Annotated in this window: 11 protein-coding genes; 4 read left to right on the top strand and 7 right to left on the bottom strand. The window is 75.0% G+C overall.

The features are described 5' to 3' along the window. Positions 1–709 precede the first annotated feature (709 nt). Positions 710–961: a hypothetical protein gene (locus BX266_RS33540; RefSeq protein ID WP_143687056.1), complete on the top strand. Its 252-nt coding sequence runs from the start codon at positions 710–712 to the stop codon at positions 959–961. A 787-nt stretch (positions 962–1748) separates the two neighbouring features. Here BX266_RS33540 and BX266_RS33525 read toward each other — a convergent pair. Beyond that, positions 1749–2132 carry a hypothetical protein gene (locus BX266_RS33525; protein WP_099906118.1) on the bottom strand — a complete coding sequence of 128 codons (384 nt, stop codon included), beginning with the start codon at positions 2130–2132 and terminating at the stop codon, positions 1749–1751. Positions 2133–2373: 241 nt separating this feature from the next. Beyond that, positions 2374–3657, bottom strand: coding sequence for an FAD-dependent monooxygenase (locus BX266_RS33520; protein WP_099906116.1), 1284 nt, complete (start codon positions 3655–3657; stop codon positions 2374–2376). 160 nt (positions 3658–3817) lie between these two features. Between BX266_RS33520 and BX266_RS33515 the strand changes: the two genes are divergently transcribed. Further along, positions 3818–4549 (top strand): TetR/AcrR family transcriptional regulator, encoded by a 732-nt coding sequence (locus BX266_RS33515; RefSeq protein ID WP_259464980.1) that lies wholly within the window; start codon positions 3818–3820, stop codon positions 4547–4549. Positions 4550–4836: 287 nt separating this feature from the next. On the opposite strand, the gene BX266_RS33505 is transcribed toward BX266_RS33515, so the two are convergent. Genes BX266_RS33505 through BX266_RS33495 form a run of 3 tightly spaced genes read right to left on the bottom strand, consistent with a single transcriptional unit; the run spans position 4837 to position 7795 of the window. Further along, positions 4837–5694 carry a heme ABC transporter ATP-binding protein gene (locus BX266_RS33505; protein WP_099906111.1) on the bottom strand — a complete coding sequence of 286 codons (858 nt, stop codon included), beginning with the start codon at positions 5692–5694 and terminating at the stop codon, positions 4837–4839. Further along, positions 5691–6770, bottom strand: a complete 1080-nt coding sequence (locus tag BX266_RS33500) for an iron ABC transporter permease (protein ID WP_099906110.1) — start codon at positions 6768–6770, stop codon at positions 5691–5693. The genes BX266_RS33505 and BX266_RS33500 overlap by 4 nt, the downstream gene beginning before the upstream one ends. After that, positions 6767–7795: a hemin ABC transporter substrate-binding protein gene (locus BX266_RS33495; protein WP_099906109.1), complete on the bottom strand. Its 1029-nt coding sequence runs from the start codon at positions 7793–7795 to the stop codon at positions 6767–6769. The genes BX266_RS33500 and BX266_RS33495 overlap by 4 nt, the downstream gene beginning before the upstream one ends. Positions 7796–7967: 172 nt before the next feature. Between BX266_RS33495 and BX266_RS33490 the strand changes: the two genes are divergently transcribed. Together BX266_RS33490 and BX266_RS33485 are read left to right on the top strand one after the other, a co-directional pair. Next, positions 7968–9407, top strand: a complete 1440-nt coding sequence (locus tag BX266_RS33490; RefSeq protein ID WP_099906107.1) for an HtaA domain-containing protein — start codon at positions 7968–7970, stop codon at positions 9405–9407. A 54-nt stretch (positions 9408–9461) separates the two neighbouring features. Next, positions 9462–10958 (top strand): HtaA domain-containing protein, encoded by a 1497-nt coding sequence (locus tag BX266_RS33485; protein WP_099906106.1) that lies wholly within the window; start codon positions 9462–9464, stop codon positions 10956–10958. 49 nt (positions 10959–11007) lie between these two features. Here BX266_RS33485 and BX266_RS33480 read toward each other — a convergent pair whose 3' ends face one another. Together BX266_RS33480 and BX266_RS33475 are read right to left on the bottom strand one after the other, a co-directional pair. Beyond that, positions 11008–11307 (bottom strand): hypothetical protein, encoded by a 300-nt coding sequence (locus tag BX266_RS33480; protein WP_099906104.1) that lies wholly within the window; start codon positions 11305–11307, stop codon positions 11008–11010. Positions 11308–11391: 84 nt separating this feature from the next. Continuing rightward, on the bottom strand, positions 11392–12066 hold the full coding sequence (locus BX266_RS33475; protein WP_099906102.1) for a heme oxygenase (biliverdin-producing): 675 nt from the start codon (positions 12064–12066) through the stop codon (positions 11392–11394). Positions 12067–12072: the final 6 nt, after the last annotated feature.

Genomic DNA, 12072 nt, shown 5'->3' with positions numbered 1-12072 from the left:
ACCGCTCTGCTCGGGTGCCTGCCCGGCCGGACGGCCGCTGTCGTGCGCGGGAGCGCTGTCCGGAGCCGTCCGCGACGGACCGTCGTGCGACGAACCGCTCTGCTCGGGTGCCTGCCCGGCCGGACGGCCGCTGTCGTGCGCGGGAGCGCTGTCCGGAGCCGTCCGGGACGGACCGTCGTGCGACGAACCGCTCTGCTCGGGTGCCTGCCCGGCCGGACGGCCGCTGTCGTGCGGCTGTGCGCTGTCGGGGGCGGTCCGCGACGGACCGTCGTGCGAGGACCCGGCGTTGCCCGCCGAGGTGTCGGGGCCGTCGGAGCCCAGGCGGGTGCCGAAGGGGTCGAGCGCCGGGGCGTTGGTGGTGTCGGGGCGCTGCGGCCGGGGGCTGCTCGGGGCGTCGTTGCCGACGCGGGTGTCACCGTTGGAGGTGGGCGACGGACCGGCGTCGGGGCCGCTGCTGTCGCTACGGGTGTGCGCACCCGGCCCGCCCGACGAACTGCCGCCGCTGGTAACCGAGTTGCCACCGCCACCGTGCCCGGTGGCGCCGGTACCCCCGGCGCTCGAACCGCCGCTGGTAACCGAGTTGCCACCGCCACCGTGCCCGGTGGCGCCGGTACCCCCGGCGCTCGAACCGCCGCTTCCGCCCGATCCCGTACCGCCACCCGAGCCCGCCCCGGACCCCGAGCCCGACCCAGACCCAGACCCCGAGCCCGTGCTCCCCGCCCCGGAGGTGCCGCCCGATCCCGTGGTGCCGCCCGAACCGGTGCTGCGGTCACCGGAGTTGGAGGTGCCGTCGCCGCTGTTGGAGGAGGACTCGTTCGAGCCGTGGTTGCCGGAGGACTCGTTGCTGCCGTGGCCGGCGGCGCTGTCGATGCCGCTGCGGGCGTGGCCGCCGGCGCGGGAGCCGAGGCCGTCGCGGAGGGACTCGGTGAAGGTCTGGCCGGAGTTCTTGACGGCGTCCTGAAGTCGTCGGCGCCGCGCTTGGCGGTGCGTCCGAGGTCGTAGCCGTTCTGCGCGCCGAAGCTCTGGTTGACGGTCTGCGCGATCAGGTCGCTGATCATGCCCTGGATCGCCGAGACGGCGGGTTCCTTCAGGGTCTCCATGATCGCTTCCATCAGCGCTTCCCGGAGTTCCTTCAGGAGGCGTCGGACGATCATCTTGGTTGCGGCGGTGGCTCCGGCCGCACCGAGCTCGGAGAGGCCGAGGGTGAACGGCGCGGCGGCCTGCGCAGCAATCAACTCGACGGCGAGTGCGATGAGTTGGGCGATGACGGCGATCTTGCAGGTGACCACGATGACGGCCGCGGCGTCGAAGGCGACGGCGATCAGCCGAGCGGCCATGGCAGCGTCGGCGAGGTAGCCGTCACTGCCGCCGCCGGAGAACTTCTCCCAGGTCTTGCCGAAGGCGTCGATCGAGTCGCCCTGGTTGGAGGCGAGCACGTTGTTGGCGGCGCTGGCCCCGCGCTGGTGCAGCTGGTCGACCTGGTCGGCGAAGTCGCGCCAGACCTGTGCGGACTCCCGGAGCTTGTCCTCGTCGGCGGTCGGCCAGTCGAAGCCGAGCATCTCCAGGACCCACTCGACACTGTCCGGCAACATCAGCGACACTTCGCCAAACCCCCAGCACAACACGTGAACGAACGAACGAACGAATGGACCATCAGCGGTGCAGCGGCGTCCGGGCCTCGATGCCGGACGTCCGCCGTGGTGCGGCGGCGGCGCGCGCAGGGCCGGTGGCCCGGGCCCGCGCCGGGGTCAGTAGCCCTGCGGCCCGCGCAGCGCCCTGACCTGGGTGCCGACTTCGCCCTCGCGGGCTTCGAGGGTGTGGATGTCCTGGCTGGTGAGGCTCTCGTTGGCCTCGTGGTTGTCGGCCATGCCCTGGAGCTTCTGGCCGATCTCGCCCATCCGGGTGCCGAGGGAGTCCATCGACTCCTTCATGCCGTCGCGCAGGCCCTCGTAGACGATGCCGAACTTCTCGCCGAGGTCGTCGTCGCCCCAGGGGGGCGTGTCGCCTTGTTCGAGGGATTCCAGGCGGCCGGAGAGGGTGTTGAGGGCGGACAGGAAGTCCTGTCCGACGGCCTCCATGTTCCTGCCCTCGGTTCGCAGGCTCTGGGAGTCCACCACGATGCTCTGCGCCATGCCCGCCCCCGGTTCGGACCATCGGGGGTCGCCGACCGTACACCCCGTGTGTGCTGCCCCCGGGCCGGCTCCGGCCTCCAGGGGGTCATTCTGGTCATCGAATCATAGTCAGCGACCGTTTGCCCAGCGCCGATCCCCACCGACCTCGCAAAAGGCCGTCACCGATCCTCCACCGGAGTTGGGCTGACGGCCCGTCAGATCGAGGCGTCCGGGGCCAGTCCGGCGAGCTGTCCGGAGCGTTCTACGGAGCGAGGCTGCCGCCGCGTCCCGCCGAGTCGCCGGTGCCGGCGCGCCCCGGCAGGGCGGGCTGGGCGGGCTGGGCGGGCTGGGCGGGCTGGGCAGCCGAATCGATCAGGCCGGGCGGGCAGGGCTGGTCGGGCAGGTGGAGGGTGGCGGTGTCGCGGCCGAGGTCGAGCATCCGGTTCAGCACCCAGCGGCGGTTGAGCAGCGCGTCGCGGGCCCGCAGCCCCCACCGGGTGCGCGGGGCGAGGAAGGGGCCGGTGCGGTCGCCGCCGCGCTGGCAGCGTTCCGCGTAGGGGCGGACGGTGCGCTCGTACGCGGTGAAGGCGGCGCGGTGGTCTCCCTCGGCGCGGGCGAGTTCGGTGGCGAGGACGTAGGCGGCGACCAGGGCGGTGCCGGTGCCCATGCCGCCGATGGTGGCGCCGCAGGCGGCGTCGCCGAGCAGGGCGATCCGGCCCGTGGACCAGGCGGGGACGTCGGCCCGGCTGATCGAGTCGAAGTAGACGTCCTCGGCGGTGTCGAGGGTGTCGAGCAGGTGCGGGACGGGGCCGCCGAGGTCGGCGAACCGCTCGCGGAGCAGGGTTCTGACGGCTTCGGCATCGTGCCTGTCGTGGTCGAGAGCCGGGGAGGCGAACAGCAGGAAGGCGCCGGCCAGGTCGGGGTCGCGGGGGTCGGCTCCGGCGGCGGCGAGCCGGCCGGGGGTGTTGATGCCGGTGCTGCCGGCGGGCAGGCCGAGCCGGTTGGGGAAGCGCCAGGTGGCGGCGTAGTAGCCGAGGTGGCGGACGTAGCGCTGTTCGGGGCCGAAGGCGAGCGCGCGGACCCGGGAGTGCAGTCCGTCGGCGCCGATCACCAGGTCGAAGTGGCGTTCGGGGCCGGTGCGGAAGGCGGCGCGCACGCCGTGTTCGTCCTGCTGGAGGGCATTGATCGTGTCGCCCCACAGGTATTCGGTGGTGTCGGCGCTGTGCTGCTGGAGGATCCGGGCGAGGTCGCCGCGCGGGAGTTCGATCTCGCCGCCGGCGAAGTCGGCGGGCAGCCGGAGCCGGGTGCGGCCGTTGCGGTCGGTGAAGGTCATCGGGCTGCCGCCGGTGCCGTGGGTGCGCAGTTCCTCCAGTAGGCCCATCCGCTGAAGCACCGTCAGGTGGGTGGGGCCGCGGAAGTCGACGGCCTGCCCGCCGCCGCGCGGGGCGGGGGCGAGTTCGACCACGGTGGGGCGGTGGCCGTGGCGGCCGAGCCAGTGGGCGAGTGCGGGGCCGCCGATGCCGGCGCCGGAGATCAGGATCCTCATGATGTTCCCCCTGTGTTCGGGCCGCCAGGGGCCCTGGGCCGAAACTGTGTCTCGCGGACACTGTTCGTTGCTGTGTACGGTAGACACAGTTCCGGGGCGGGCGCAAGGCCGCCCCGGTCGGGACATTCGGCGGATCCACGGCACCAGGAGAGGCGGCTCGGTGGTCGAGCGGACGGAACAGGACGCGGCGCTGCGGCTGCTGTGGGGTCCGCCGGCGAGACCGACCCGGGGTCCGAAGCCGGCCCTCAGCCTGGAGTCGATCGCCCGCGCGGGGGTGGAGATCGCCGACACCGAGGGCCTGGCCGCGGTGTCCATGCAGCGGGTGGCGGGCCTGCTGGCCTTCACCAAGATGTCGCTCTACCGGTACGTGCCCGGCAAGTCCGAGCTGGTCGCGCTGATGGTGGAGCACACCGTCGGCGCTCCCCCGCCGCCGAGCGACGCCCCGTGGCGCTCCCAACTGGCCGAGTGGGCGCGCCGGATGGCGGCGGTGTTCGCCGCCCACCCCTGGCTGCTGGACGCGCTGGCCGGGCCGCGCCCCACCGGCCCGCGCGAACTCGCCTGGCTGGAGCGGGTGGTGGCGGCGCTGGACGGTCTGGGCCTGACCGGCGCCGAGCGGATGGACGCGGCCGTCCTGCTGGTCGGCCACGTCCGCAGCATCGCCGCGCAGGAGCGGCAGTCCCGGGACGGTTCGCCGGAGGCCGAGCTGCTGCGGGCGCTCGGCGGGCTGATCCGCGAGCACGGGGAGCACTACCCGGCGCTGGCGGCCGCCCTGGACGAACCGGGCGGCGGGCGCGACGACGCCTTCGACTTCGGCATCGAGCGGATCCTGGACGGCCTGGCCGCGCTGATCGACCGCCGGGCCGCCGGCGCCCCGGGCAGCGGCCCGGCCTGACGGCCCGTCAGGACGGTCGGCGGCGCGGGTCGGCCCGGTGGCGGCCGCGGCGCGGCGTGGTGCGCGTCGCGGTGACGGCCGCGGCGACGATCAGCGGGGTGAGCAGCAGAACCATGGTCAGGTGCATGTGGTGCCTCCGGGTGGTCCGGTTCCTGCTGGTGCCGTTCCCGTGCCGGGCCCGGACATGTGGGTCGGCCTGCCGGATCACCCGCCCGGACCGCGCCGCGGCCCGGGTTCCGCCCGATCGGTCGTCCACCATCGGTGGGTCTGCCCGGGCCGACGATCCGTCAATCTGCTTCGCGGGGGCGCTCGGGCAGCACGATCGGCGCGCCCCCGCGCGGGTGCGCCAGCACCTCCACCGGGTGCCGATAGACCTTGCTCAGCAACCCGGCCTCCAGCACCTCGGCGGTCGGGCCGAGGGCGACGGTGCGGCCGGCCTCCAGCAGGGCGATCCGGTCGGCGTGCGCGGCGGCGAGCGTCAGGTCGTGCAGGACGACGATCACACCGGCGCCGGCCGCGGCGCGTTCGCGGGCGATCCGGAGCACGAGTTCCTGGTGGCGCAGGTCGAGGGCGGCGGTGGGTTCGTCGAGCAGCAGCAGCGGGGTGTCCTGGGCCAGGATCCGGGCCAGTGCGACCCTGGCGCGTTCGCCGCCGGACAGCGCGGTGAACGGGCGGGCGGCGAGGTGCGCGCAGTCGGTGGCGGCCAGCGCGGTGGCCACCGCGCGGTCGTCCTGCGCGGCGGCGGTGCCGGTCCACGGGGCGCGGCCCATCCGGACCACCTCGCCGGCCGGGAACGGGAACGACACCTCGTGGGTCTGCGGCAACAGGGCGCGCCGGCGGGCCAGTTCGGCGGGCCGGTACCCCGTCAGCGGGCGCCCGCCCAAGCGGACGTGGCCTGCGCTCGGCCGCAGGTCCCCGGCCAGTACCGACAGCAGGGTGGACTTCCCCGCGCCGTTGGGGCCGAGCAGCGCCAGGATCTCCCCGGCCCGCACGCCCAGCCGAACGTCCGTCAGCAGCGCGCGCCCGCCGAGCCGGTAGCCGATCCCGTCGGCGACGAGCAGCTCTTCCCCGTCGTCGCCGGCGAGCCGCGCCGACGTGGCCCGGCCGGCCTGACCGGCCTCCTCGGCGGTGCGCGGTGCGGTCATGCCCAGCCTCCCTGGCGGCGTCGGGTGCGGCGCAGCAGCCAGAAGAAGAACGGGCTGCCGATGAGTGCGGTGAGGACGCCGAGCGGGAGTTCGGCGGGTGCGGCGAGGGTGCGGGCGGCGAGGTCCCCGGCGACCAGCACGAGGGCGCCGCCGACGGCGGAGGCGGGGAGCAGGAAGCGGTGGCCGGGGCCGGCCAGCATCCGCAGCAGGTGCGGGACGACCAGGCCGACGAAGCCGACGATGCCGCTGACCGCGACGGCCGCGGCGGTCAGCAGCGCGACCACGGTGATCAGCACGATCCGCATCCGTTCGACGTCCACGCCGAGGTGGCGGGCGGGGCGTTCGCCGAGCGCGAGCAGGTCGAGGCGGCGGGCGTGGCGGGGGGCGACGGCGAGTCCCAGCGCGGCGAACGGGAGCACGGCGAGCACCTTGCTCCAGCTCGCCTGGGAGAGCGAGCCGAGCTGCCAGAACGTCACCTGGCTGATGGCGGCGGTGTCGGCGGTGAACAGCAGCAGGCCGATCAGTGCGCCGCAGAACGCGTTGACCGCGACGCCGGTGAGCAGCAGGGTGACCACTTCGGCGCGGCCGCCGCTGCGTGCCACGGCGTAGACGGCGCCGACGGTGAGCAGGCCGGAGGCGAACGCGGCGGCGGTGACGGTCCAGGAGCCGAGGGCGTCCAGGCCCAGCACGATGCAGGCGACCGCGCCGACGGCGCCGCCGGAGGAGACGCCGATGACGGCGGGTTCGGCCAGCGGGTTGCCGAACACGCCCTGCATCAGCGCGCCCGCGCAGCCGAGCGCGGCCCCGACCAGCAGGGCGAGCGCCACGCGGGGCAGCCGGACGTTCCACAGCACCGATTCGGGGACGCGGTCCAGGGCGTGGCCGCCGAGGTGGGCGCGGTGGGCGAGCGAGGCGAGGATGTCGCCGAGCGGGATGCGGTACGCGCCGGTGCCGGCGGCGAGCAGTGCGCAGGCCAGCAGGGCGGCGCACAGTCCGGCCAGCAGCAGCGGTCGCCGGGCCCGGACCGGCCGCGCGCTCGCCAATGTTGACGTGGTCTCGGGGGCGGCGGCGGTCACCGGGCGGCGCCCCGGTGGAGCTGGGCGGCGATGTCGTGCAGCACCTGGGGGGTGCGCGGGCCGTAGGAGAGCAGGCGGCCGTCGTCGACGGAGATGATCCGGCGGTCGAGTCCGGCGGGGGTCTGGGCGACGCCGGGGAGCTTCAGCAGTCCGTCGACGCCACCGACCGAGTCGAGTCCCTTGCGCATCACCAGGATCGCGTCGGGCGCGGCCTTCACCAGGGCTTCGCTGGTGAGGGGGGTGAAGTCGCCGGTGAGGTGGGCGGCGGTGCCGGCGTCCTTGCCCCCGGCGGCCTCGATCAGCGAGCGGGCGCCGGAGTCGGGGCCGCCGAGCAGGAAGACCGAGGCGCTGCCGCGCAGGTAGAGGAAGGCCACCGTGGGACGGGTTGCACCGGCGGCGGGGAGCTGTGCCTGCACCTCCGCGATCTGCTGCCGGGTCCGCTCCTCGAGCCGGCCGCCCGCCTCGGGGACGCCGAGCGCGGCGGCGACCCGGTCGATCCGCGCGCCGATGTCGGACAGCTGCTTGGCGTCGTCGAGGACGATCAGCGGGACGCCGGCGGCGCGGATCTGCTCGACGGCCTCGGCAGGTCCGGTGCTGCGGTCGGCGAGTACCACGGTGGGGCGCAGGGAGAGCACACCCTCGGCGGAGACCTCGTGGGCCTGGGTGATCACGGGGAGGTGGGCGGCCTGCTCGAAGGTGGTGGAGACGTCCCGGGCCACCGCGTGGTCGCCGAGGCCGAGGCTGAAGACCAGTTCGGCGAGGCTGCCGTTGAGCGGGATGATCCGCTCGGCGCTGGTGACGGTGACCTGCCGGCCGTCCGCGGACGGGACGGTGACGGGCAGTCGGGGCGCCGGCCGGTCCGGCAGGGCCTCGATCCGGTCGGCGCTCGTGCCGGCGCTCGCCTTCGACGGAGCGGCAGGGGCGGCTTCACCGGTGGCGCAGGCGCCGGCGGTCAGCAGGAGTCCGAGGACGGCGAGCAGCGCGGCGGGGGCGGTTCTGGTCCTGGTGCGGAGGGGGCGGCTCAACCTCGGGCCTTTCTGGGTGCGTTGACGTTCCGTCGAGGCCGACCCGAGGGGGTCGTGGGCGGAACACTTGACCCATATATTAGGTTAGCCTTACCTCAATTCGGCAAGCGGGGTCGCTCCCCCGCACCCCGTGCCACCTGCCCACTTCCCCTCCGCCGAGGAGTGATCCGCCATGCCCGTCCCCGGACGGCCCCCCGTTCCACCCCGCCGCCCGGCCGGCCCGCTGCGGACCGCCCTCGCGCTGCCGCTGGCCCTGCTGCTGGCGCTGCTCTGCCTCCCCGGCCGGGCCGCGGCGGCCGACCCGACGGTCTCCGGCGGCCGGCTCGACTGGGGCATCAAGCAGTCCTTCCTCAGCTACGTCACCGGCCCGGTCGCGAACGGCAAATGGGCCCTGACGGGGGGCGCGGCGACGGTCGGCGGCTCGGTGTTCCGGTTCCACTCCGCGACGGGCAGCTACGACCCGGCGACCGGTCGGCTCTCGGCCGCCTTCCAGGGCGGGGTCCGCTTCACCGGCCACCAGGAGAACGGCGTCAACGCGCTCGACCTGAGCATCTCCCGACTCACCGTCAAGGCCGGGGCGGACGGGGACGCGGCGCTGTACGCGGACGTCAGCTCGAAGTCCCGGCAGACCGGTCGGACCTCCAGCACCAGCCAGACCCGGCTCGCCGACCTCTCGCTCGCGGGCGTGAACCTCAAGGCCGCGTCCGGCACCGTCACCCTCAGCGGAGTCCCCGCCACCCTGACGGCCGCCGGGTCCACCGCGTTCGGCGGCTTCTACACCGCGGGCACCGCGCTCGACCCGCTCACCTTCTCGGTGACCCTCAAGTCGGCCGCACCGTCGGCGACTCCCACCCCGACGGCCACCCCGACGGCCACCCCGACGACGGCCGCGACGGCCGCCGCCGCGACCGCCGCCTTCGACCGGGGCGTGCTCGACTGGGGCGTCCGCCGAACCTTCCGCGACTACGTCACCGGGTCCGTCGCCCAGGGCGGTTGGCAGCTCGCCGACGGCGCGGCCGACGGCGGGGCGTTCTTCCGCTGGACGCCCGCCCGTGGCGGCTGGGACGCCACCGCCCGCACCCTGGACGCCGCCTTCACCGGCACCGTCCGCTTCACCGGCCTGCGCCAGGGCGACACCCTCGGCCTGGACCTCGCCCTGGCCAACCCGCGCCTCACGGTGGCCGGGAACCGGGGCAGGCTCACCGTCGACGTCTCCGGCCGCACCCCCGACGGCAGCACCCGCACCGCGCCCGGCACCGAACTCGCCACCTTCGACGCGAGCGCCCTCAGGTCCGAGAACGGCCTGCTCGCCGCCACCGACCTGCCACTCACCCTCACTTCCGCCGGATCGCAGGCCTTCGGCGCCCTCTACCCGGCCGGCACCGAACTCGACCCCTTGACCTTCGCCGTCGCGCTCACCCCCGACGCCACCCTCCCCCCGCTTCCCGACCTCGGCACCACCGCCACCCCGAGCCCGTCCGCGACCGGGCCCGCCACCCCGGTCGCCGCCTCGACCGGGTCCGCCGGCCGCACCACGGCGCTGGTCGCCGCCGCCGGCCTGGTGCTCGCCGCCGCGATCGCCACGGTGCTGGTCCGCCGCCACGCCTCGTAGCACACAAACCCCCTCCCCCGACCCCCGACTCCTCGACCCCGGAGCAGCTCACCCATGTCCCACTACCGCAACCGCACCCGTCTCGCCGCCCTCGCCGCCGCCACCGCCGGCCTCGGCCTCACCGCCGTCGGCCTGCCCGCGCTCGCCTTCGGCGCCGACGCCCCCACCACCGTCAGCTACGACACCGGCGCACTCGACTGGGGCGTCAAGGCCGGCTTCCGCAGCTACGTCACCGGCCCGGCGGGCGGCGGCAGCGTGGAGCCGACCGGCGGGGCGAGCGTCAACGCGGACGGCTCCTACCACTTCAACCTGGCGTCCGCGGGCTACGACCTGACGACCCACCGGCTGAACGCGGCCTTCGACGGCGGGGTGCGCTTCCTCGCCCACGCCGGCGCGCTGGACATCGCCCTCAGCGACCTGAAGATCACCACCTCGGGCACCACCGGCACCCTCACCGCCGACACCGCGGCCAAGGAGAGCATCGGCTCCGCCGCCCCGACGCTCCGTCAGGACGTCGCCCTGGCAACCTTCACCGTCGCCCGCGACACCACCAACGGCACCGCCACCCCGGCCACCCTGACCGAGGACGGCGCCAAGGCCTTCGCCGGCTTCTACCCGGCCGGCACCGCCCTCGACCCGCTGTCGATCGTCCTCAAGCAGACCCCCGCCTCGCCCTCCCCCTCCCCCTCCGCCTCCACCTCCCCCTCCGCCTCCACCTCCAACTCCCCGGCGCCGTCGGCCTCGCCCTCGACTTCGGCCCCGTCGCCGTCCTCCCCCTCTGCCTCCGCCTCGGCCCCCACCACCGCCCCTGCCACCAACGCGCTGACGATCGTCGACGGCCGCCTGGAGTGGGGCGTGAAGGAGAAGTTCCGCAGCTACGTGACCGGACCGATCGCGGCCGGCAGGGTGGAGTTCGGCGGCGGCGCGGCCGACTGGACGTTCGGCTCCGGCTCCGGCAGCTACCGCACCGACACGCACGCGCTGAACGCCGGCTTCGCGGGCTCGGTCCGCTTCCTCGGCCACCAGGCCGCGGACGGTCACTACGAACTCGACACCGCGCTGTCCGACCTCGCCATCCGGGTGGACGCCTCGGGCGCCTACCTGGTGGGCAACGCGACCGCCAACTCCCGCACCGGCGCGCCGGTCCGACTCAGCGGCGTCCGGATCGCCGAACTCGACCTCGCCCACGCCGACTTCACCCCGGTCGGCGGCGTGGTGACGCTGCGCCAGGTGCCGGCGAAGATGACCGCCGACGCCGTGCCGGTGTTCGGCCAGTACCGGGCCGGCGAGGAACTGGACCCGCTGACCGTGGTGCTGTCCCTCGACCGCGCCGCCACCCTCCCGTCCGCGTCCACCGCTCCGACCGCCGCGGCCGGCACCACCGCCGCGGCCACCGCCCCCGGCGGCGCCGCCCTGACCACCTCCACCACCGCCGACGGCGAGCTCGCCTCCACCGGCGGCGGCACCGGCACCCTCCCCGTCCTGGCCACCGCCGCCGGCCTCCTCCTGGTGGGCGGCGCCACCACCGTCCTGGCCCGCCGCCGCGCCTGACCCGGCCCCGAGGCCCGTACGGAACTCCCGTGCGGGCCTCGGGCCTCGGCTACCGCTCGCCGGCCAGTTCGGCGAGCTCCCGCAGCCGGGTGAAGTAGTCGGCCGCCTCGGCGTCGTCGGCGAGTTCGGGCAGCATGCGCTGCACACTGGCTATGCCGTTGCGCAGCGCCTCTCTCCGGCGCTGGTCGAGCGCGCCGGCCAGGGCGGCGGACACGCAGCCGGCGAGGTGGCTGTCGAGCAGGACCAGGTCTTCGCCGGCCGGGGACCGCCGGTAGCAGCTCTGCGGGAACGGCAGGTCGAGGAAGTCCTGCCAGAGGTCGGCCAGCCGGTCGTTGTGCGTGTCGCTCATGCGGTCGATGATGCCCGAGCGGGCCGCCCGGCCGTCACCCGGCCCGCCCTTCTCACCCGGCCCCGGACTCGTTCCGGCGGTGTGTCAGGCGCTCAGCGGGTACCGTCCGCCGAGTTCGGTGAATATCGCGCCGTTGAGGACGAAGGCGCGCCTGCACTCCTCAGCGACCCGGCGGCGCTCCACCTCGTCCATCAGCTCGCCCGCGGCGTCCAGCCCGGCGCGGTAGTCGCGCTTGAAAGCGGCGGGGTTGTCGATCTCCTCGAAGACGTAGAACCGGACGCCGTCGCCCTTGCGCTCGAAGCCCCAGGTGCGTTCGGCGACGCCGCGGATGATCTGACCGCCCGACAGGTCGCCGAGGTAGCGGGTGTAGTGGTGGGCGAGGTAGCCGGCCGGCCAGGTGCGGGCGAGTTCCTCGATCCGCTCGGCGAGCGCGGTGGTGGCGGGGAGCGGGGCGAGGGTGTCGCGCCAGTCGGGTCCGGCCAGGTGGTCCAGGTCGCGTTCGATCGCGGCGGTGCGCAGCAGGGCCCGGTCGGTGAGCAGGCCGGCGACGGGGTGGCCGGCGAGGGTGTCGAGGTGGGCTTCGAGGGCACGGTAGACGTACCGGAGCTGGCCGGTGAGGTCGGTGTAGGCCTGGACGCCGAGCCGTCCGCCGAGGAGGTCGCTCATGAACGAGGACTGTTCGGCCGCCCGGTGCTCCTCGGCGCTGGCGGTGCGGAGCACGGTGGAGAACGGGACCGGCTGCCGGTCGGTGCTGGACATCGGGGT

Origin of the sequence: Streptomyces sp. TLI_171 (assembly GCF_003610255.1) — a bacterium.
GTDB lineage: Bacteria > Actinomycetota > Actinomycetes > Streptomycetales > Streptomycetaceae > Kitasatospora.
Note: the sequence above shows the minus strand (reverse complement) of the source record. Positions and strands in the feature narration are given on the sequence as shown.

What these genes read in the sequence shown, in the direction of transcription:
- BX266_RS33525 (WP_099906118.1), bottom strand. Translation starts at nt 2,132, where the DNA reads ATGGCGCAGAGCATCGTGGTGGACTCCCAGAGCCTGCGAACCGAGGGC.
- BX266_RS33520 (WP_099906116.1), bottom strand. Translation starts at nt 3,657, where the DNA reads ATGAGGATCCTGATCTCCGGCGCCGGCATCGGCGGCCCCGCACTCGCC.
- BX266_RS33505 (WP_099906111.1), bottom strand. Translation starts at nt 5,694, where the DNA reads ATGACCGCACCGCGCACCGCCGAGGAGGCCGGTCAGGCCGGCCGGGCC.
- BX266_RS33490 (WP_099906107.1), top strand. Translation starts at nt 7,968, where the DNA reads ATGCCCGTCCCCGGACGGCCCCCCGTTCCACCCCGCCGCCCGGCCGGC.
- BX266_RS33485 (WP_099906106.1), top strand. Translation starts at nt 9,462, where the DNA reads ATGTCCCACTACCGCAACCGCACCCGTCTCGCCGCCCTCGCCGCCGCC.
- BX266_RS33480 (WP_099906104.1), bottom strand. Translation starts at nt 11,307, where the DNA reads ATGAGCGACACGCACAACGACCGGCTGGCCGACCTCTGGCAGGACTTC.
- BX266_RS33475 (WP_099906102.1), bottom strand. Translation starts at nt 12,066, where the DNA reads ATGTCCAGCACCGACCGGCAGCCGGTCCCGTTCTCCACCGTGCTCCGC.